This is a genomic window from Brevibacterium ihuae (assembly GCF_900184225.1).
GTDB classification, from domain to species: domain Bacteria; phylum Actinomycetota; class Actinomycetes; order Actinomycetales; family Brevibacteriaceae; genus Brevibacterium; species Brevibacterium ihuae.
The window spans coordinates 275,065-295,196 of the sequence record NZ_FXWZ01000003.1 but is presented as its reverse complement, the minus strand read 5'-3'; the positions used below and the strand labels follow the sequence as shown (position 1 = coordinate 295,196).

Sequence of the window (20,132 nt, the reverse complement as noted above, 5' to 3'; positions counted from 1 at the left end):
GGTCGCCCCCTGACGCTCGCCGGGCCGGGGTCGCGGACGAGGTTTGACCCGGGGCGCGCCGTCTGCCGGTCTGAGATCGCAATTCTCGGCGGATTCGCTCTCAGGAACCTTCGGAAATTGCAGGGTGGGACGGCGAAGGGCCGCCGAGGTGGGTGTCACCTCGGCGGCCCTTCGTGGGATGCTCGCCGGCCGGTCAGTCCGCCGGCTCGGCGGGACGTCGATCCGTCAGCAGCAGCGGACCTTGGGGTTGCGGTCCTGCTCGTCGGTGAGATCGCGCCAGAACTCGCGCTCGCACAGGGCGCCCTCGCGGGTGCCGTGACGCCGCTGGTACGACTCGATGTAATGGAGGTAGGCGTTCTCGCCCATGATCTCCTTGAGGTACCAGTGGACGGCGCGGAACGGGGTGGCGATCCGCGCGATCACTGCGGTCCGGCTCATGCGTGCTCCCGATGCTCGACGGCGGAGGGCTCCAGCTTATCCCACTGGGCCTGAACCTCCTTCTCCGCCTTCGTCGCGATGAGCCCGGCCGGCGCGAACCGGCGGGTGGGCTGGTAGGGCTCCTCCGTGGTCGGCAGCGGCTCGCGCGCGGTGAGGGCCTTGAAGGCCGCCCACAGCGCCATGACGACGACCATGAGGACGACGGCGGCGAAGATGATCGACAGCGTTCCCTGGATGAACGTGTTGCGGACCACCGCATTCATCGCCTCGGCTCCCTCGGTGGTGCCGAGCGAGGTCTCGCCGGTGGCCACCGCGTCCCGGTAGGCGAAGTGCTGCGCCCAGTAGCCGAGCTTGGGATCGGAGGAGAAGATCTTCTGCCACGACGCGGTCATCGTCACCGCGAGATCCCACGCGAGCGGGATGCCGGGGATCCACGCGTACTTCGCGTAGCCCGACTTGCACACGAGGGCGAAGATCACCGCCAGCGCGATCGCCGCCAGCAGCTGGTTGGAGATGCCGAACAGCGGGAACAGCGTGTTGATGCCGCCGAGCGGATCGGTCACGCCCATGAGGAGGATCGACCCCCAGGCGCCGACCATGACGATCGTCGTGATCCACGCGCCGACGTTCCACGAGGGGTCGCGGAACTTCGGGATGAAGTTGCCGAGCGCGTCGCCGAGCATGAAGCGGGCCACGCGGGTTCCGGCATCGATCGTGGTGAGGATGAAGAGCGCCTCGAACATCACTGCGAAGTGGTACCAGAACGACATCCAGGCCGGACCGCCGAACACGTTGTGGAGGATGTGGGCCATGCCCATCGCGAGCGTCGGCGCACCGCCGGTGCGCGACACGATCGACTCCTCGCCGACGTCCTGCGCGGCCTGGTCGAGGAACTCCGCCGAGGTCTGCACGCCGGACATGCCGAGCGAGTTGTTGATGAAGTCGGCCGCGCCCTGCGGGGTACCGCCGGTGAGCGGCTCGGCGGCGTTCATCGCGAAGTAGATGCCCTTGTCGAGGCAGACCGCGGCGACGAGCGCCATGATCGCCACGAAGGACTCCATGAGCATGCCGCCGTAGCCGATGAGCCGGGCCTGGCTCTCCTTCTCGATGAGCTTCGGGGTGGTGCCCGAGGAGATGAGTGCGTGGAAGCCCGAGAGCGCACCGCAGGCGATGGTGATGAAGAGGAACGGGAACAGCGCACCGGCGAAGGCCGGGCCCGCGGTGTTCGAGGCGAACTCGGTGACGGCGGGCATCTGCACGGTCGGGTTGACGAGCAGGATGCCGACGGCGAGCAGCACGATGGTGCCGATCTTCATGAAGGTGGAGAGGTAGTCGCGCGGCGCGAGCAGCACCCACACCGGCAGGACCGCGGCGAAGAAGCCGTAGATCATCAGGCACCAGGCGAGCGTGGTCTTGTCGAGGTGGAAGAACTCCGACCACACCGGGCTGTTGTGCACCCAGCCGCCGGCGATGATCGCGAGGACGAGGAGCGCGACGCCGATGACCGAGGTCTCGATGACCCGGCCCGGGCGCAGGTAGCGCATGTAGATGCCCATGAACACGGCGATCGGGATGGTCATCGCGATCGAGAAGACGCCCCAGGGGCTCTCGGCGAGCGCGTTGATGATGACGACGCCGAGCACGGCGATGAGGATCGTCATGATGAGCAGGATGCCGAGCGAGGCGATGAAGCCGCCGACCTTGCCGAGCTCGTCGCGGGCCATCTGGCCGAGCGAGCGGCCGTTCCGGCGCATCGAGAAGTAGAGGACCATGTAGTCCTGGACGCCGCCGGCGAGGATGACGCCGAAGATGATCCACAGCGTGCCGGGCAGGTAGCCCATCTGCGCGGCGAGGATCGGGCCGACGAGCGGGCCGGCGCCGGAGATCGCAGCGAAGTGGTGGCCGAACAGCACACGGCGGTCGGTCGGCGTGAAGTCGCGGCCGTTGTCCTTGAGCTCGGCCGGGGTGGCGCGGCTCGGATCGGGCCGGCACACCTTCCACTCGATGAACTTGGCGTAGAACCGGAAAGCGATGAGATAGCTGCCGACAGCGGCGGCCACGAACCACGTGGCGCTGAGGTTCTCGCCGCGGACGAACGCCACCATGACCCAGCCGATGGCGGCGATGAGGGCGATGGCGACCCAGATGACGATCTTCACCGGGGTCCAGCGGGGCCGTTCGACGACGGCGACGGGCGGCAGGTTCTCATCGGTCTTGACGTACTCAACCGACATGGGTGCTCCTTCGGACTGACAGGGACGGCGCGGGGTCCCGCGCGGGTGGGACGAGGTCGTCTCTGACCTCGGTGGAAATGAGGGTGCGGGACGGTCCGGTGCTCTTGTGGAACCTGCGGAACCGCTCCGCGTCGTCTGTGCGGTCGCTGACAGACAGTCCAGGGTGCACCCTCGTCCCCGGCCGTGTCCAATCCGAACACCGCATCGGGTGGGGAATGATGCCCGAATCGTTATCAGCACGGCGCGCCGGTGCGCGGTGCGGGTGCCCGGCCCCGGTCCGCGGGCCGGGGCCGGCGGTGGCAGAATGGGCACCATGACGCAGACCTCCGAATCGCAGCACCGCCCCCGTTCCCTCTCCGGCATCCAGGCCACCTCGGACTCGCTCCACCTGGGGAACTACATCGGGGCGCTGCAGCAGTTCGTCGAGCAGCAGGAGACGCACGACGCCTTCTTCTTCATCGCCAACATGCATGCGATCACCGTCGAGCAGGATCCGGTCGAGCTCCGCGAGCGGACCCTGCGCACCGCCGCACAGTTCATCGCCGCCGGCCTCGACCCGGAGCGGTCGACGATCTTCGTCCAGTCCCACGTGCCCGAGACCACGCAGCTGAGCTGGGTGCTCGAGTGCACGGCCTCGCTCGGCGAGGCGCAGCGCATGACGCAGTTCAAGGACAAGGCCGCGAAGAACGCGCACATCTCGCTCGGCCTGCTCACCTACCCGGCGCTCATGGCCGCCGACATCCTCCTCTACCAGGCCGACATCGTCCCGGTCGGCGAGGACCAGCGCCAACACCTCGAGCTCACCCGCAACCTCGCCGTGCGATTCAACCAGCGCCACGGGACGACCTTCACCGTGCCGGAGCCCGGCATCCTCAAGGAGACCGCGAAGATCTACGACCTCCAGAACCCCGGGGCCAAGATGTCGAAGTCCGCGGCGAATCCCGCCGGCCGGATCGACGTGCTCGACGAGCCGAAGGCGCTGCTCAAGAAGTTCAAGTCCGCGGTCACCGACAACGACACCGTCATCGCCTACGACCCCGAGGCGAAGCCCGGCGTGTCCAATCTCCTCACCATCTACTCCGCGTTCTCCGGGGAGCCGGTCGAGTCGATCGTCGCGCAGTTCGAGGGGAAGATGTACGGCCACCTCAAGGTCGCGCTCGCCGAGCTCGCCGTCGAATCCCTCGCCCCGGTCCGGGAGCGGACCTTCGAGCTGCTCGACGATCCCGCCGAGCTCGAGCGGATCCTCCACGCGGGAGCGGACCGCGCACGCGTGATCGCCCGCGCCACCGTCGAGGACGTGTACGCCCGTGTCGGATTCCTCTCCCGCTGAGGCAGTGGGGCCCGGCTGGGGGACCCCTCCGGACACCCCGGCGCTGCCCACCCCGGATGCCCACGGGATGGTCGCCATCGGCGTCACCCTCGACGTCCCCGAGCCCTACGCCTCCGCGCTCCGGCAGGCCCGCCTCGACTACGGCGACGAGCGCGCCCGCACGGTGCCGACGCACATCACGGTGATCCCGCCGCTCGAGATCCCCGTCGAATCGTGGCCCGTCGTGCGCTCCCACATCCGGCGGGTCGCCAACGACACCTCGCCCTTCGTCATCGAGCTGCGCGGGTCCGGTACGTTCCTCCCGATGTCGCCGGTCGTCTTCATCACCGTGGCCCGGGGGATCTCCGAGTGCCAGACGCTCTCGACCGGGCTCCGCCACGGGGTCCTCAACCAGCAGCTCGCCTACCCCTACCACCCGCACGTCACCGTGGCCCAGGAGGTGCCCGAGGAGACGCTCGAGCGCGCCTACCGGGAGTACGCCGGGTTCGAGGTCCGCTTCATGGCCCACGGCTTCGGCGTATACTTCCACGACGCCTCCGGACGGTGGCGGATGTTCGACAAGGTGCCCTTCGGCCCCTGAGGGCGTCCCCGCGGTGCCGACGCCGCACCGGGCCGGTGCCGGGCGGCGCCGGGCCGATGAGCGACAGCCGCGCATTCCGTGGGAGAATGCTGTCGTGGCCACGAAGAAGAACCAGACCCCGCTGAACCTGTCCCCGGAAGTCCTCCACACCGCCGCTCGGTGGGAGGACCGCTATCACGACTGGGCGCGCGGCGTCGTCCGCCGGCGGGACTGGAAGCCGACCGTCATCGCCTACGACTCCTACGGCACCGAGACGAGCCTGCGCGTGCTCGCCCGCGTCGTCCTCACGAAGACCGGACAGCCGGCCGCCGACACCAAGGCGAGCATCCGCGGCTGGCGCTCGTTCGGCAACGTCCCGCTGTCGAACGAGACGGCCTGGGTGCGGGTCGGCGACGCCGAGCACATGGTCACCGCCGACCGCGGCGGCATCGTCGACGCGGTGATCCCCGGCGACTTCCAGCCGGGTCCGGTCGAGATCGAGATGTGGACCGGCGATTCGCTCGTCGACCGCGCGACCGTGCGGATCATCGGCCAGGAGCAGAGCTTCGGGATCATCTCCGACATCGACGACACCGTCATGGTCACCGCGCTCCCGCGTCCCATGCTCGCCGCGTGGAACACGTTCGTCCTCGACGAGCACGCCCGCTCGCCGGTGGCCGGGATGTCGGTCCTCTACGACCGTCTGACCTACATGCGCCCGAACTCGCCGATCATCTACCTGTCGACCGGCGCCTGGAACGTCGCCCCGACGCTCAAGCGGTTCCTCGGCCGGAACCTCTACCCGGACGGGCCGCTGCTCCTCACCGACTGGGGCCCCACCGCCACTCGGGTGTTCCGCTCCGGCCAGGAGCACAAGCGCTCGACCCTCGAGCGGCTCGCCCGCGAGTTCCCCCACATGAAGTGGCTGCTCGTCGGCGACGACGGCCAGCACGACGAGGAGATCTACGGCGAGTTCGTCGAGAACCATCCGGAGAACGTCGCCGCCGTCGCGATCCGCCAGCTCACCGTCGGCGAGGCCGTGTGGGCGGGCGGTCGCTCGCAGAAGGGCGGCCGCGGCACCGGGGTGCCATGGGTGTACGCGAACGACGGCGCGGGGCTCGCCTCGAAGCTCACCGAACGCGGGATCATCTCCGCGATCTGAGTCGGGCCCCGGCGGACGTGGTCGAAGCCGTGGCCGGAGGCCGTGGACAGGGGGGTGACTGCGGAGCCGGAACCGGGCGGATCCGTGAACCCGGGGACGCGAGTCAGCCGCGCCCGGCGGCGCCTCCGCGCCGGCGCAGGACGATGAATCCGATGCCGCCGGCAAGGACGACGAGGCCGGCGGCCCCGAGCAGGATGCGCGGGTCGAGGCCCGCACCCGCCGGATCGGCGTCTGCGGCGTTCGCCCCGACCTCGGGCGTCGGGTTCGGCGACGGGGCTGCGGTCGTGGGCTCCGCTGTGGGCTCCGGGGTGAGCTGCACCGTGTCGACGACCGCGGGATCCTCCTGATTGAATGCCCAGTCGATGAGGTCGAGGGCCGCGCGCCGGGTGTTGTTCTCGCTCGTCAGCACCGCCGAGCCGAGGGTTCGGCCGTCGCGCTCGACGACGGCGACGAACGAACCGCGCGCCTCCTCGGTGTAGCCGTTCTTGAGGCCGATGCCGCCGTCGACCTCGCCGACGACCCGCGTCCGGTTCCCGATCTGGTAGCCCTCGGTCCGCACCCCGGTGTCCGGATCCGTGGCCCCGGGGAAGTCGTAGACCTCGGTGCGCGCGATGTCCATGAGGTAGTCGTCCTCGAGGAACGCCGCCGCGACGATCATCTGGTCGGCGACCGTCGTCACCTGGCCCGGCGCGTCGAGGCCGGAGGTGGTGCGGGCCACGGTCCCCGTGAGGCCGAGCTCGGCGGCCTTGTCGTTCATCAGCCGGACCGCCTCCTCCTGCCCGCCCACCGCGTTGCCGAGCGCGTGGGCGGCGTCGTTGGCGCTGGACATGATCATCGCGTGGAAGAGGTCGTCGATCGTGTACTCGTTCTCCCGGACGATCCCCGCCTTCGTGCCGTCGACGGCCATGTCCTCGAACACCGGCACGTACACCTGCTCGGGGTCGTCGAGCTCCTCGACGAGGGCGAGCGCGGTGAGGAGCTTGATCACCGAGGCGGGCGCGCGGCCGGCCTCGATCTCGTGCGCGGCGAAGGCCTCCCCGGAGTCGAGGTCGGCGACGATCCAGGCGTCGGCCACCGGTTCGGGCGCCGGGGTGCCGGGCCCGAGGTCGGGGGAGACGTAGACGGGCGCGCTCGCCTCGGGTGCGGGCTCCGCGGCAGCCGCGGCAGGCAGCGCGAGGCCTGCGGGCCCGAGCAGCAGGGAGCCGGAGAGGAGGAGCGCGGCAGGCGCGCGGAGGTCGATGGTCACCCGCCCGATTGTACCGGCGCGGATCGCGGGGGAGGATGCGCGGCGTCCGGACCACGGCGGTGAATGCGCACGGCGCCCGGACCATGGAGGTCCGGGCGCCGCGACTGCGGTGTGGGGAGGGTCAGAAGGCGCGGGTGAGCAGCGCCTGCTTGACCTCGGCGATCGCCTTCGTCACCTGGATGCCGCGCGGGCACGCCTCGGTGCAGTTGAAGGTCGTGCGGCAGCGCCACACGCCCTCCTGGTCGTTGAGGACCTCGAGGCGGAGGTCGGTGCCCTCGTCACGGCTGTCGAAGATGAAGCGGTGGGCGTTGACGATCGAGGCCGGGCCGAAGTACTGGCCGTCGGTCCAGAACACCGGGCACGAGCTCGTGCACGATGCGCACAGGATGCACTTCGTGGTGTCGTCGAACCGCTCGCGGTCCTCCGCGGACTGCAGCCGCTCGCGGGTCGGCTCGGCGCCGTTCGTGATGAGGAACGGCATGACCTCGCGGTAGGACTGGAAGAACGGCTCCATGTCCACGATGAGGTCCTTCTCGAGCGGCAGGCCCTTGATCGCCTCGACGGTGATGGTCTTGTTCGTGTCGAGGTCCTTGAGGAGGGTCTTGCAGGCGAGCCGGTTGCGGCCGTTGATCCGCATCGCGTCGGAGCCGCACACGCCGTGGGCGCACGAGCGGCGGAACGACAGCGAGCCGTCGATCTCCCACTTGATCTTGTGGAGAGCGTCGAGCACCCGGTCGGTGCCGTACATCGTGACGCTGTACTCCTCCCAGTGCGGCGCCTCGTCCTGCTCGGGGTCGAAGCGGGCGATCCGGAAGGTGCAGTCGAACGACGGGATCTCCCCGCCGCCCCCGCCGAGGTGGTCGGGGATGTCGACCTTGGAAGCCGGTTCTGCGGTGGTGGTCTCGGGATTCGCGCTCATCAGTACTTACGCTCCATCGGCTGGTAACGGGTCATGACCACGGGCTTGGTCTCGAGACGCATGCCCTTGATGCCCTCCGCCTCGCTGTTCGGATCGAGGTAGGTCATCGTGTGGTGCATGAAGTTCTCGTCGTCGCGGTCGGGGAAGTCCTCGCGGAAGTGGCCGCCGCGCGACTCCTTGCGGTGGATCGCGGCCACGGTGACGACCTCGGCGATCTCGAGCAGGAAGGCGAGCTCCACGGCTTCGAGGAGGTCGAGGTTGTAGCGCTTGCCGCGGTCGTGGATGCCCACGTTCGCGTAGCGGGCCCGCAGCTCGGCGATGACGTCGAGCGCATTGCGCAGGGTCTCGTCGGTGCGGAACACCTGGACATCGGTATCCATGACCTCCTGGAGATCCCGGCGGATCGCGGCCACGGACTCGGTCCCCGACGCCTTGCGCATCGACTCGATCATCTCGACGACGCGGGCCTCCGGTGCCTCCGGGAGCTCGGGCATGACCGCGGTCGCGGAGTACTCCGCCGCCGCGATGCCCGCGCGCTTGCCGAACACGTTGATGTCGAGCAGCGAGTTCGTGCCGAGGCGGTTGGAGCCGTGCACGGACACGCAGGCGCATTCGCCGGCGGCGTATAGGCCGGGGACGACGTCGGTGTTGTTCGACAGCACCTCGGCCTTGATGTTCGTCGGGATGCCGCCCATCGCGTAGTGCGCGGTGGGGAACACCGGCACCGGCTCGGTGTAGGGCTCCACACCGAGGTAGGTGCGGGCGAACTCGGTGATGTCGGGCAGCTTCGCATCGATGTGCGCCGGCTCGAGGTGGGTGAGGTCGAGGAGCACGTAGTCCTTGTTCGGACCGCAGCCGCGTCCCTCGCGCACCTCGTTGGCCATCGACCGGGCGACGATGTCGCGCGGGGCGAGGTCCTTGATGGTGGGGGCGTAGCGCTCCATGAAGCGCTCGCCGTCGGAGTTGCGGAGCACCGCGCCCTCACCGCGGGCGGCCTCGGACAGGAGGATGCCGAGTCCGGCGAGGCCGGTCGGGTGGAACTGGAAGAACTCCATGTCCTCGAGGGGGAGGCCCTGGCGGTAGGTCACCGCGACGCCGTCACCGGTGAGGGTGTGGGCGTTCGAGGTGGTCTTGAAGACCTTGCCGAAGCCGCCGGTGGCGAACACCACGGCCTTCGAGCGGAAGACGTGGATCTCTCCGGTGGCGAGCTCGTAGGCGACCACGCCGGCCGGGCGGCGGACCCCGTCGACCTCGGTCATGACGAGATCGAGGACGTAGAACTCGTTGTAGAACTCGACCCCGTGCTTGACGCAGTTCTGGTAGAGGGTCTGGAGGATCATGTGCCCGGTGCGGTCAGCGGCGTAGCACGCGCGGCGCACCGGCGACTTGCCGTGGTCGCGGGTGTGTCCGCCGAACCGGCGCTGGTCGATCCGGCCCTCCGGGGTGCGGTTGAACGGCAGACCCATCTTCTCGAGATCGAGGACGGCGTCGATGGCCTCCTTCGCCATGACCTCGGCGGCGTCCTGGTCGACCAGGTAGTCGCCGCCCTTGATCGTGTCGAAGGTGTGCCACTCCCAATTGTCCTCCTCGACGTTGGCCAGCGCAGCGCACATGCCGCCCTGGGCCGCGCCGGTGTGGGAGCGGGTGGGGTAGAGCTTGGTCAGCACCGCGGTCCGGGCGCGCTGCCCGGACTCGATGGCCGCCCGCATGCCCGCGCCGCCGGCGCCGACGATGACGACGTCGTACTCATGTACCTGCATAGAATTCAGATCTCCTTGTAGGGCCTGCGTCAGCTGGCGGTGCAGAAGGACGCGAGAAGTGACGGGTCGGCGTTGACCGGGCAGGGCTCGAAGGTGAAGATCACCAGGGTGCCGAGCGCGATGATGACGGCCGAGGCGACGTAGAGCACTATCTGGAGCGCGACCCGGGTGCCGGGCTTCTCCGCGTAGTCGGAGATGATCGTGCGCATGCCGTTGGTGCCGTGGATCATCGCGAGCCACAGCATGACGAGATCCCAGATCTGCCAGAACGGGTTGGCCCACTTGCCGGCGACGAAGCCGAAGTCGATGCGGTTGACGCCCTCACCGAGCCACAGGTTGACGAACAGGTGGCCGAAGATCAGCACGACGAGCACGATGCCCGACAGGCGCATGAAGAGCCAGGCGAAGAGCTCGAACTTCGAGCGGGTGGACTTGTGGCGCGAGTAGCCGGTGCGCGGGGCCGGGATGGTCGAAGCAGTCATCTCTCATCAACCTCCGAAGATGTGCATGAGCTGGCGGGGCAGGAAGCCGATCATCACGACGAGCCACAGGATCATGGCGCCCCAGAACAGCTTCTTCTGGTTCTTGGGTCCGCCCTTCCAGAAGTCGACGAGGATGACGCGCAGGCCGTTGAAGGCGTGGTACACGATGGCTGCGACGAGAGCGATCTCACCGATGCCCATGAGGGGGGTCTTGTACGTCGCGATGACGGCGTTGTACGCCTCCGGCGAGACGCGGACGAGGGCTGTGTCGAGCACGTGCACCAGGAGGAAGAAGAAGATGCCGACGCCGGTCACGCGATGTGCGACCCACGACCACATTCCCTCATTCCCTCGGTACAGAGTGCCCGTAGTCGCTTTGGCCACGGGGCATCCTCCAAGTGGATACGAGCAATTGAGTTACCTTCCGAAGTTACGCCGGTTTTCCCACCGGTGCCAATCGAAACGCCCCGCTTCCTGCGAATTCCATGAGCGGAGCCGGGGAGTGCGGTCCACCATCCGGACTCCGCGTGTCCAGGCCCGAATTACGCGACGTCGGCCTGTCGTATTCATGAGTGCGGTCCGGCGGCCTGCGGCGGGTCGATGCGGTCCGCGGGGCCGGTGGCCGGGACAATGGAGGGCGTGACCACCGACGACCTCCATCGCATCCCGCAGACCGCAGCCGTTCCGCTCGTGCCGGGCGCCCGCTTCCACGCCGTGATCCCCGCCGGGGGCTCCGGCACGCGGCTGTGGCCGCTCTCCCGAGCCGGCTCGCCGAAGTTCCTCCACGACGTCCTCGGCGTCGGGCGATCGCTCCTCCAGTCGACATGGGACCGGGTCGAGCCGCTCGTGTCCCCGGAGCGGATCACCGTCGTCACCGGCGCGCAGCACGTGGCCGCGGTGCGGCAGCAGCTCCCGGGGCTGGTCCCCGGACGGATCGTGGCGGAACCGAGCCCCAAGGATTCCGCTGCCGCGATCGGTCTCGCCGCGATGCTCATCGCCGACGAGGACCCCGAGGCGATCATCGGATCCTTCTCCGCCGACCACTCGATCACCAACGTCGACGAGTTCTCCGCGGTCATCGCCCAGGCGTGCGCCGCGGCCGCCGGGGGCGACATCGTCACCGTCGGCATCACCCCGACCTATCCGGCGACCGCCTACGGCTACATCCGCACCGGGCCGCTGCTCGGGCTGTCCGCCGCGCCGACCGCCCGGCGCGCCCTCGCATTCGTCGAGAAGCCCGAGGCCGGGCTCGCCCGCGAGTACACGTACTCGGGCCGGTACCGCTGGAACGCCGGGATGTTCATCGCCCGGGCGTCCGCGCTGCTCGAGGTCATGGCCGAGCAGGCGCCCGATCTCCACGCCGGGCTGCGGACGATCGCGGACGCACCGGTCGGCGCCGAGCGGGAACGGGTCCTCGCCGAGGTCTGGCCCCGGCTGGAGAAGAAGGCCATCGACTACGTCGTCGCCGAGCCCGCCGCGGCGGCCGGGCGCGTCGTCGTCATCCCGGGCGACTTCGGCTGGGACGACGTGGGCGACTTCGACTCGGTGGCGAAGCTCCGCCAGCCCGTGCGCGGCGAGGAGCAGGGGATGTTCACCGTGGGCGAGGACGTCGATGTCGTCGACATCGACGCCTCCGGGGTCGTCGTGTCCGACCAGGGGCGGCTCGTCGCCGTCGTCGGGCTCACCGACGTCATCGTCGTCGACACCGCCGATGCGCTGCTCGTCGCCGACCGTGGCCACGCCCAGGACGTCAAGAGGGCCGTCGAACGGGCTCGCGAGATCGGCCGGGAGGACGTCCTGTGACGTTCGCCGGGCGCACCGCGGGGAGCGGCGGAGCGGGCGGGCTGTCATCTGGCGTCATCTGCCGTCATCCGGTGCCGTTCGGCGGACTAGACTCGGTGACCACGTTGCCGTCCATCCGAAAGCCCGATGCCGCGTGATCCGTACCGCCCTCGCTCCCCACCTCGACGCCCTCATCGGGTTCCGCCGCGACATCCACGCGCACCCCGAGCTGTCCTTCCGGGAGTTCCGCACCACCGACCGGATCGTCGCCGTCCTCGAGGAGGCCGGTCTGCACCCCCGCCGGCTCGAGGGCACCGGCGTCGTGTGCGAGGTCGGTGAGGGACCGCTCGCCGTCGGCCTGCGGGCCGACATCGACGCGCTCCCGCTCGACGACCTCACCGGCACCGACTTCGTCTCGACCACCCCCGGCGTGGCGCACGCCTGCGGACACGACATCCACCTCAGCGCGCTCGTCGGCGCCGGCCTCGCCCTCCACGACATCCACCGCTCGCGGCCGGGCGGTCTCGGCGGGACCGTGCGCCTGATCTTCCAGCCCGCCGAGGAGGTCACCCCCGGCGGCGCCCTCACCGTCATCCAGCAGGGCGTGCTCGCCGACGTGCCGCAGGTGTTCGCGATCCACTGCGATCCCAACGTCGACGTCGGACGCGTCGGCTCGCGGATCGGGGCGATCACCGCAGCCGGGGACACGGTGATCGTGCGGCTACGCGGCCACGGCGGCCACACCTCGCGCCCGCACCTCACCGAGGACCTCGTCTACGCGCTCGGCAAGGTCGCCACCGACCTGCCCGCGACGCTCCACCGGCTCATCGATCCGCGCCATGCGATCTCCCTCGTGTGGGGAGCGATCGAGGCCGGCCACGCCGCGAACGTCGTGCCCAGCGAGGGGTCGATCATGGGCACCCTGCGCTGCCTCGACGTCGACGGCTGGAACCAGGTGGCCGAGGTCCTCCCGGAGCTCGTCGACCGGATCACCGGGCCCTACGGTGTCGAGGTCGAGCTCACCCACCGTCGCGGTGTGCCCCCGGTGGTCAACACCGAGCCCGAGGTCGCGATCATCGAGGCCGCGGTCAAGGAGGAGCTCGGCGAGGACAGCGTGCAGCTGACCCCGCAGTCGATGGGCGGCGAGGACTTCGCCTGGTACCTCACGCACTGCCCCGGTGCGCTCGTGCGACTCGGCACCCGCACGCCGGGCGGCGTGACCTACGACATCCACCAGGGCGACTTCCTCGTCGACGAGGGCGCCCTCGAGATGGGCGCCCGGGTGTTCGCGGCGACCGCGCTCAAGGCGGTCGGCCTCCGGTGAGGCGGATCGGCCGGGCGGCGGGCGCGGTGGCGGCGGCGATGCTGCTCACCGCGTGCGGCGGCCAGCCCCCGGAGACGGCAGAGCCGGTGACGACGAGCGGCTGCATGGTGTCCGCCCCGGCGGGCTTCGCCGACCGGTCGATCGGACAGCTGAGCTTCGGCGAGATGTCGAACGCCCGGTCCGCCGGCTTCCTCGCCTCGACCTCGTCCCAGCGCGTGAGCACGACCGACGGCACCGGCGAGGCGCTCTCCCGGTTCGCCGCCGCCGGCTGTGACCTCGGCGCGCTCGTCGGACCAGGCGGGGCGGACACGCTCTCCGCAGTGGCCGTCGATTCCCCGGACACGGTCTGGCTCGCCGTCGCCACCGGCGGCACCGACTACCCGGACAACGTCGTCACGATCGACTTCGACCTCCGCGAGCCCGCGTTCATCGCCGGGTACTCCGCGGCGGCGAGCTCGGAGACCGGCACCGTCGCGATCTTCGCCTCCCGCGGGTTCGCCGCCGGCGACGCGCTGCTCGCCGCCTTCGACGCCGGGGTCGAGCAGCGCAACGCCGATGCGGGCACCGCGGTCGAGGTGCTGCGCGCCGGATCGACCGAGCGCCGGACGGTGGACGACACGCAGGCGGCCGGTCGGGAGTACACCGAGGACGCGCTCGACGCCGGTGCCGACGTCATCGTGCCGTTCGCCTCGGGAGCGGCGAGCGGCGTGCTCGAGGTGTTCACCGCGTACTACGGGATCGCGGACGCCGACGCGGCGCCGGACCCCACCGCGGTGCCGGACCCGGCCGCCGACGGGGCCGCGGGAGCAGCGGAGGGCGACGCCGCTGAGGAGGAGCCGCCCTTCACCCCGACCCTCGTGTGGTACGGCACCGACGGCTCGCAGACGCTCGGCGGGGTGCTCGGGGACCACGTCATCGCCTCGACCGTGCCGAACGTCGCCGCCGGGTTCCAGTCCACCGTCGCCGGCTGGCCGGAGACCGGGTTCGCCGGTGAGCTCGGGGAGCCGCCGGGCGACGAGCGGACGATCGGCGACATCGCGGTGCGCGCGCCGGAGTACACCGGGACGATGGACAACGGCGGGGTCGAGATCGTCGCCACCGACGGGCTGCTGAGCTCCGTGGCGGGCCTGGGCCGGGACATCGCCGAGGTGCGCGAGCGGATCGCCGAGGGCGAGGTCGAGGTGCCCGGCGCGGACTGAGCCTGATCCGCGGTGCCGGAGTACCTCTCGGGCGCGCGTCCCGGGCGGACCTCCCGGACCGCTCGTGCGCGTCGCTCGCGACGACCGGCGGGCGCGGCCGGTGGCGTATGCTGGTGGGGTGGATCAGACACTCTTTCCGACTCCCCGCGGAGTCGACGCCGACGACCCCGTCCTCCGACTCCCCAAGGTGTCGCTGCACGATCATCTCGACGGGGGGCTGCGGCCCGCGACGATCATCGATCTCGCCCGGGAGATCGGCCACGACCTCCCCGCAGCGGACCCGACGGACCTCGGGGCGTGGTTCTCCGAATCCGCGGACTCCGGGGACCTCACGCGCTACCTCGAGACCTTCGACCACACGATCGCCGTCATGCAGACCGCCGAGGCGCTCACCCGGGTCGCCCGGGAATGGGTGCTCGACCAGGTCGCCGACGGCGTGTTCTACGCCGAGGCGCGCTGGGCCCCCGAGCAGCACCTGCGCGCCGGGCTCGACATGGACGCGGCCGTGATCGCAGTCCAGGCCGGACTCGACGAGGGCGAGGCGATCGCGGCCGAGGCGGGGCGGTTCGTGCGGACCGGCCAGGTCCTCACCGGCATGCGCCACGCCCGGAACTCGCTCGCGGTCGCCGAGCTCGCCATCCGGCACCGGGACACCGGTGTCGTCGGCTTCGACATCGCCGGCGGCGAGGCGGGCAACCCGCCGGCCGAGCACCTCCAGGCCTTCGACTACCTCCATCGTGAGTGCTTCCCGGTCACCATCCACGCGGGCGAGGCGGCCGGTGTGGAATCGATCCTCGAGGCCGTCCAGGTGTGCGGCGCCCAGCGCATCGGCCACGGAGTGCGGATCGTCGAGGACATGGACGTCGTCGACGGCAACGGGACGCTCGGCAGGCTCGCGGCGTGGATCCTCGACCACCAGGTGCCGCTCGAGATGTGCCCCTCGTCGAACCTCCAGACCGGCGCGGCCGGCTCGATCGCCGACCACCCGATCACCGGGCTCAAGGACCTCGGGTTCGCCGTCACCGTCAACCCGGACAACCGGCTGATGTCCGCGACCTCGGTGAGCCGCGAGATGCGCCTCCTCATCGACGAGGCCGGATGGGACCAGGCCGATCTCGAGTGGGCCACCGTCAACGCGCTCGGCTGCGCCTTCATCCCGCTCGACGCCCGCGAGCGGTTCATCGACGAGATCCTCATCCCCGGTTTCGAGCGGATGACCCTGTGACGGACCGCGAGCGGACCTCCGGGGCGGCAGGCTCCGGAGCCGGCGGTTCGGGAGCAGCCGGTTCCGGAGTGGGTGGTTCCGGAGCGGGCGGAGGGACGGCGGCACCCCTGCCGCTGCCGGCCCGCCCCTGGACGCTGTGGGCGGCGATCGCGATGCTCGTCCTCGAGATCGCGGCGCTCGTCGTGTCCGCAGTGTTCTTCGTCACGCTCGCCCGTGCCGGTGAGCCCGCGCTCACCACCTCGCTCCTGTCGCTCGCGGTGATGTTCGCGATCCTCGCGCTCGGACTCGCCGGCGTCGCCGTCGGCCTCCACCGGATGCGCCGCTGGGCCCGGCCGGCCACGGTCGCGTGGCAGGTGCTGCTCATCCTCTTCGGGCTCTCGGTCCTCGGCTCCGGCTGGCTGCTGCCGGTGGCCTCGATCGCGCCCGCGGTGCTCGGGCTCATCGCGCTCTTCGCACCTCCCACCCTGCGCGCCTACGAGACCGCGCTCGCCGTCCACGAGGAGAACGACCGGGCGGCGACTGCGGACGGTGCTCCCGGGCGCTAGGCGCCCCTGGCAGCCGCGCTCCCTGGCAGTCAGGCGGAGCGCGCGGCCTGCTCAGCCGAGGTAGGCGCCGCAGGCCTCGGTGAGGAAGTCGCCGGCGGCCTCGCCCTCGGAATCACCGAGCGTCGCCGCGGTGCGCTGGATGCCCCACCACACCTCGGGCGCGCTGGCCCACAGGAGGCGGAGCTCCTCCCGAGACCCGGGATCGTCGGCGAGCTGCTGCGCGGCCTGCTGGATCCGCTCGTTCGCGTCCTCGGCGGTGCACCGCTCCTCGGTGCTCGGGCCGGTGGGGCGGACCTCGGCGATCTCCTCGGTGTCGACGACCTCGAGCGCATACGCCGAGGAGCCGACCTCCTCGGCGGAGAACGTGCCGAGGATCCGGTAGAACGGAGCGCGCTCGGCGTCGACCGCCTCCGCGGGGAGCGTGATGCTCATGCTGTTCGGGGTCGAGGGGGTGAGCGTGACCTCGCCCTCGTCCCCGGGCTCCTGATAGCTGTGGATGTGGACGTCGAGGTAGGCATCCTCGCCCTGCTCGGCTGCGGTCTGCAGACCGGCCCACACCGGGTCGACCTCGACCGCGCCGCCGGGGGAGACGTCGACGAGCGTGACCGCGGGCGCGGAATCGGGGGTCTCGACCGGAGTTGCGACCTCGGGGCTCACCGAGGGCTCGGGATCGGGCCGCTCGGTGCCCGTGACCTGGCACCCGGTGAGGGCGAGCAGCGCGCACGCGGCGGCTGCGGGAACGGTCAGGAAGCGCTGGCGCACACTCATCACCTTCAGCAGGGGTCGTCGTCTCCACCCGATTCTAGGGGCGCACATCGCCCGGCCCCGGGAGCGACACCGGGCGGCGGCTCAGGCCGGCGGGACGGATCAGGCCGGCGGGGCGGGTGCGAGGAGCCCGCGCAGGGCCGTCGTCTCCTCCGGGGTGAGCCCGAGTGCCGGAAGGGCGGTGCCCGCCGGGTGGGCGCGGAGGAACACGCCGAGCGCGCGGGTGCGGGACTCGGCCCAGGGTTCGAACACCTCGGGCGGCTCGTGCTTCTCCACCGGGTGGTTCGAGGTCCGGTGGTACTCGTTGACCCAGTCGAGCGAGCGGCGGTAGTCGGCGACGATGTCGGCATCCGCGACCCCAGCGAGCTGGAGCAGCCAGGCCGAGACGAGGCCCGTGCGATCGCGCCCGGCCGAGCAGTGGACGTAGACGCCGGCGCCGTCCGCGGTCCCGGCGGTGCGCGCGATCTCCGAGAGCAGGCGCATGACTGCGGCGAGCTCGTCGGGGAAGTGGTCGAGGAGGAGACGGTAGTGCCCGGGATGGTTGAGGTACGGGTGGTCGAGCGCGGCGGTATAGGCGCGGACGCCGAAGTCCTCGACGGGCATCGGGTGGATCTCGAATCCGGCCCATGCCGCCGGGTCGACCCGCGGGTCCGTGTCGCGCCGGCTGACCTCGGCCGGGGTGCGCAGATCGATGACGTGTCCGATCCCGTGGGCGGCGAGCTGCCGCCAGCCGCGGGCGGTCAGGCGCTCCCGGCGCCCGCCGCGCACCACACGGTGGAAGCGGGTGGTGCCGTTCGGGATCGGCAGTCCGCCGAGGTCGCGGAGGTTGAGCGCGCCGTCGACGGCGAGGTCGCGGCCGTCCCCGGGCTCCGAGCGGCTCGAGGTCATTCGTCCTCCGCGTCGAAGCCGCTCGAGAGCTGCCGCAGGAGCTCGCTGAGCTTGCGGCGCTGCGGGGCGGAGAGCTGTCCGAGGAGCTCCGCCTCGAGGACGAGGAGCTCGGCGAGGGAGTCGTCGACCTTCGTCTGGCCGGCCTCGGTGAGACGGACGAGGACGCCGCGGCGGTCGGCCGGGTCGGGATGGCGCGACACCCAGCCGGCGGACACGAGGCGGTCGATCCGGTTCGTCATGGTCCCCGACGTCACCATCATCTCGCCGATGAGCTGGGAGGGGGAGAGCTGATAGGGCGCGCCGGACCGCCGGAGAGCGGACAGCACGTCGAAGGCCCAGACCTCGAGGCCGTGGTTGTGGAAGGTGACCTTGCGCGCCTTGTCGAGCTGCTTGGCGAGCCGGGAGACGCGGGAGAGGACCTCCATCGGGGACACGTCGATGTCGGGGCGCTCGTGGCGCCACGCGGCGACGATCCGGTCGACCTCATCCATGTGTCCATGGTACTTCCGGCGTCAAGATACTTTGGCGAAAAGATTCTTGACGCCAAGCGGCAGCGGGCGGGCGGTGCAGCGGGTCCGGTGCCCCGCAGCCATGCTCGGTGTCGCGACTCCCGTCGGCCGGTCCGTCGACGCGGATGCCGTCCTCCGCGCTGCTGCTCGGCTGGGGGGCGGTGGCCCGGATGAGGACGGCGCCTCGGCCGGGTGCTGCGGCTGGCGCCTCGGTTGAACGCCGAGGTCCAGCATGATGCCGTGGTCGGCGCTTCGGCTGGGTACCGAGGTCCGGCAGGGTCACGGTGCTTGCACCTCGGCCGGGTGGCCTGCCCAGGCACGGTGACCGGGCCGGCGCCTGGGCCGGGTGGCCTGCCCAGGCACGGTGACCGAGCCGGCGCCTCGGCCGGGTGGCCTGCTCCGGCACGGTGACGTGGCCGGCGCCTCGGCTGCGCGGCGGGGCCGGTGTGACCACGCTCGCGGATGGGACTAGGGTGGGAAGCGGTTGATTCGCTTCATACCCACCCGCAAGCGGCGCGCCCGCGCGGTCCTGTTCGATCCGGGCCCGGCGGAGCGCGCACGGACGTTAGGAACACACGTGGATCTTTTCGAGTATCAGGCGCGTGACCTCTTCGAGAAGCACGGCGTGCCCGTGCTCCGCGCTCAGGTCGCCGAAACCCCCGAGGAGGCGCAGGCCGCGGCCGAGGCGCTCGGCGGCGGCACCGTCGTCGTCAAGTCGCAGGTCAAGATCGGCGGCCGCGGCAAGGCCGGCGGCGTCAAGCTCGCCCACAACCCGGCGGAGGCCAAGGAGAAGGCCGAGGAGATCCTCGGCCTCGACATCAAGGGCCACATCACCAAGAAGGTCATGATCGCCGAGGGCGCGGACATCGCGGAGGAGTACTACTTCTCGATCCTCCTCGACCGCGCGAACCGCACCTACCTCGCGATGTGCTCGACCGAGGGCGGCATGGACATCGAGACCCTCGCCGAGGAGCGCCCCGAGGCGCTCGCGAAGGTGCCGGTGTCCCCGCTCACCGGGATCGACGAGGCCAAGGCGAAGGAGATCGTCGAGGCCGCCGGCTTCGAGCAGTCGATCGCCGGCAAGGTCGCCGCAGTGCTGCAGAAGCTGTGGACCGTGTTCGATGCCGAGGACGCGACCCTCGTCGAGGTCAACCCGCTCGTCTCGACCGCGGCCGGCGACGTCATCGCGCTCGACGGCAAGGTCACCCTCGACGGCAACGCCGAGTTCCGCCACGAAGACCACGCGGACCTCCAGGACATCGACGCCGAGGACCCGCTCGAGCTCAAGGCGAAGAAGCTCGACCTCAACTACGTCAAGCTCGACGGCCAGGTCGGCGTCATCGGCAACGGCGCGGGACTCGTCATGTCCACGCTCGACGTCGTCGCCTACGCCGGCGAAGCCCACAACGGCGTCAAGCCCGCGAACTTCCTCGACATCGGCGGCGGCGCCTCGGCCGAGGTCATGGCCAATGGCCTCGACGTCATCCTCGGCGACGAGCAGGTCAAGAGCGTGTTCGTCAACGTGTTCGGCGGCATCACCGCATGCGACGCGGTCGCCAACGGCATCGTCAAGGCCCTCGAGATCCTCGGCGACCAGGCGACCAAGCCGCTCGTCGTGCGCCTCGACGGCAACAACGTGGAGGAGGGCCGAGCGATCCTCGAGAAGGCCGGCCACCCGCTCGTGACCCTCACCGACACGATGGACGGCGGGGCCGACAAGGCCGCTGAACTCGCCGCCGCCGCGAACTGATAGCCCGAAAGGTCC

19 protein-coding genes are annotated in these 20,132 nt (G+C 70.7%); 9 read left to right on the top strand and 10 right to left on the bottom strand.

All coding sequences use genetic code 11. The annotated features are described in order from the left end of the window. Positions 1–225: 225 nt before the first annotated feature. Both C1A17_RS06710 and C1A17_RS06705 read right to left on the bottom strand, forming a co-directional pair. On the bottom strand, positions 226–438 hold the full coding sequence (locus C1A17_RS06710) for a YbdD/YjiX family protein (protein ID WP_101652075.1): 213 nt from the start codon (positions 436–438) through the stop codon (positions 226–228). Then, complete coding sequence (locus C1A17_RS06705; protein ID WP_101652073.1) at positions 435–2,672, bottom strand: carbon starvation CstA family protein; 2,238 nt, start codon at positions 2,670–2,672, stop codon at positions 435–437. Before C1A17_RS06705 ends, C1A17_RS06710 begins: the two co-directional genes overlap by 4 nt. A gap of 313 nt (positions 2,673–2,985) precedes the next feature. Here C1A17_RS06705 and trpS point away from each other — a divergent pair, with 313 nt between their 5' ends. From trpS to C1A17_RS06690, 3 genes are all read left to right on the top strand, one after another. Beyond that, the gene (gene trpS / locus C1A17_RS06700; protein WP_425427280.1) at positions 2,986–4,002 is read left to right on the top strand and encodes a tryptophan--tRNA ligase; all 1,017 of its coding nucleotides are present in this window, start codon (positions 2,986–2,988) and stop codon (positions 4,000–4,002) included. Beyond that, positions 3,980–4,582, top strand: coding sequence for a 2'-5' RNA ligase family protein (locus C1A17_RS06695; protein ID WP_146000592.1), 603 nt, complete (start codon positions 3,980–3,982; stop codon positions 4,580–4,582). The genes trpS and C1A17_RS06695 overlap by 23 nt, the downstream gene beginning before the upstream one ends. Positions 4,583–4,676: 94 nt before the next feature. After that, positions 4,677–5,723: an App1 family protein phosphatidate phosphatase gene (locus C1A17_RS06690; protein ID WP_101652067.1), complete on the top strand. Its 1,047-nt coding sequence runs from the start codon at positions 4,677–4,679 to the stop codon at positions 5,721–5,723. Between the two features lie 103 nt (positions 5,724–5,826). Here the strand turns inward: C1A17_RS06690 and C1A17_RS06685 are convergent, their stop codons facing one another. The 5 genes from C1A17_RS06685 to sdhC all read right to left on the bottom strand — a co-directional run bounded on the left by C1A17_RS06685 (position 5,827) and on the right by sdhC (position 10,514). After that, entirely contained in the window at positions 5,827–6,969 is a 1,143-nt protein-coding gene (locus tag C1A17_RS06685) for a D-alanyl-D-alanine carboxypeptidase family protein (protein WP_245873544.1), read from the bottom strand. Between the two features lie 121 nt (positions 6,970–7,090). Next, positions 7,091–7,888: a succinate dehydrogenase iron-sulfur subunit gene (locus C1A17_RS06680; protein WP_101652063.1), complete on the bottom strand. Its 798-nt coding sequence runs from the start codon at positions 7,886–7,888 to the stop codon at positions 7,091–7,093. After that, positions 7,888–9,648 (bottom strand): succinate dehydrogenase flavoprotein subunit, encoded by a 1,761-nt coding sequence (sdhA, locus tag C1A17_RS06675; protein ID WP_101652061.1) that lies wholly within the window; start codon positions 9,646–9,648, stop codon positions 7,888–7,890. The genes C1A17_RS06680 and sdhA overlap by 1 nt, the downstream gene beginning before the upstream one ends. 29 nt (positions 9,649–9,677) lie before the next feature. After that, positions 9,678–10,130: a succinate dehydrogenase hydrophobic membrane anchor subunit gene (locus C1A17_RS06670; protein WP_101652059.1), complete on the bottom strand. Its 453-nt coding sequence runs from the start codon at positions 10,128–10,130 to the stop codon at positions 9,678–9,680. A gap of 6 nt (positions 10,131–10,136) precedes the next feature. After that, positions 10,137–10,514, bottom strand: a complete 378-nt coding sequence (gene sdhC / locus C1A17_RS06665) for a succinate dehydrogenase, cytochrome b556 subunit (RefSeq protein ID WP_101652057.1) — start codon at positions 10,512–10,514, stop codon at positions 10,137–10,139. A gap of 306 nt (positions 10,515–10,820) precedes the next feature. On the opposite strand from sdhC, the gene C1A17_RS06660 reads away from it, so the two are divergent. The 5 genes from C1A17_RS06660 to C1A17_RS06635 all read left to right on the top strand — a co-directional run bounded on the left by C1A17_RS06660 (position 10,821) and on the right by C1A17_RS06635 (position 16,205). Beyond that, positions 10,821–11,933 (top strand): mannose-1-phosphate guanylyltransferase, encoded by a 1,113-nt coding sequence (locus C1A17_RS06660; protein WP_425427316.1) that lies wholly within the window; start codon positions 10,821–10,823, stop codon positions 11,931–11,933. 133 nt (positions 11,934–12,066) lie between these two features. Next, the gene (locus tag C1A17_RS06655; protein ID WP_101652053.1) at positions 12,067–13,236 is read left to right on the top strand and encodes an amidohydrolase; all 1,170 of its coding nucleotides are present in this window, start codon (positions 12,067–12,069) and stop codon (positions 13,234–13,236) included. Continuing rightward, positions 13,233–14,435, top strand: a complete 1,203-nt coding sequence (locus C1A17_RS06650) for a BMP family lipoprotein (protein WP_146000591.1) — start codon at positions 13,233–13,235, stop codon at positions 14,433–14,435. The genes C1A17_RS06655 and C1A17_RS06650 overlap by 4 nt, the downstream gene beginning before the upstream one ends. Positions 14,436–14,553: 118 nt before the next feature. After that, on the top strand, positions 14,554–15,660 hold the full coding sequence (locus C1A17_RS06645; RefSeq protein ID WP_101652049.1) for an adenosine deaminase: 1,107 nt from the start codon (positions 14,554–14,556) through the stop codon (positions 15,658–15,660). Between the two features lie 68 nt (positions 15,661–15,728). Beyond that, the gene (locus C1A17_RS06635; RefSeq protein ID WP_180953238.1) at positions 15,729–16,205 is read left to right on the top strand and encodes a hypothetical protein; all 477 of its coding nucleotides are present in this window, start codon (positions 15,729–15,731) and stop codon (positions 16,203–16,205) included. Between the two features lie 51 nt (positions 16,206–16,256). Here C1A17_RS06635 and C1A17_RS06630 read toward each other — a convergent pair whose 3' ends face one another. The 3 genes from C1A17_RS06630 to C1A17_RS06620 form a co-directional block, all read right to left on the bottom strand. Beyond that, on the bottom strand, positions 16,257–16,967 hold the full coding sequence (locus C1A17_RS06630; protein ID WP_245873540.1) for a hypothetical protein: 711 nt from the start codon (positions 16,965–16,967) through the stop codon (positions 16,257–16,259). Positions 16,968–17,072: 105 nt separating this feature from the next. Beyond that, positions 17,073–17,858, bottom strand: a complete 786-nt coding sequence (locus tag C1A17_RS06625) for a tyrosine-protein phosphatase (RefSeq protein WP_101652039.1) — start codon at positions 17,856–17,858, stop codon at positions 17,073–17,075. Then, positions 17,855–18,349 carry a MarR family winged helix-turn-helix transcriptional regulator gene (locus C1A17_RS06620; RefSeq protein ID WP_101652037.1) on the bottom strand — a complete coding sequence of 165 codons (495 nt, stop codon included), beginning with the start codon at positions 18,347–18,349 and terminating at the stop codon, positions 17,855–17,857. Before C1A17_RS06620 ends, C1A17_RS06625 begins: the two co-directional genes overlap by 4 nt. A 595-nt stretch (positions 18,350–18,944) precedes the next feature. On the opposite strand from C1A17_RS06620, the gene sucC reads away from it, so the two are divergent. After that, positions 18,945–20,117, top strand: coding sequence for an ADP-forming succinate--CoA ligase subunit beta (gene sucC / locus C1A17_RS06610; RefSeq protein ID WP_101652033.1), 1,173 nt, complete (start codon positions 18,945–18,947; stop codon positions 20,115–20,117). Positions 20,118–20,132 lie beyond the last annotated feature (15 nt).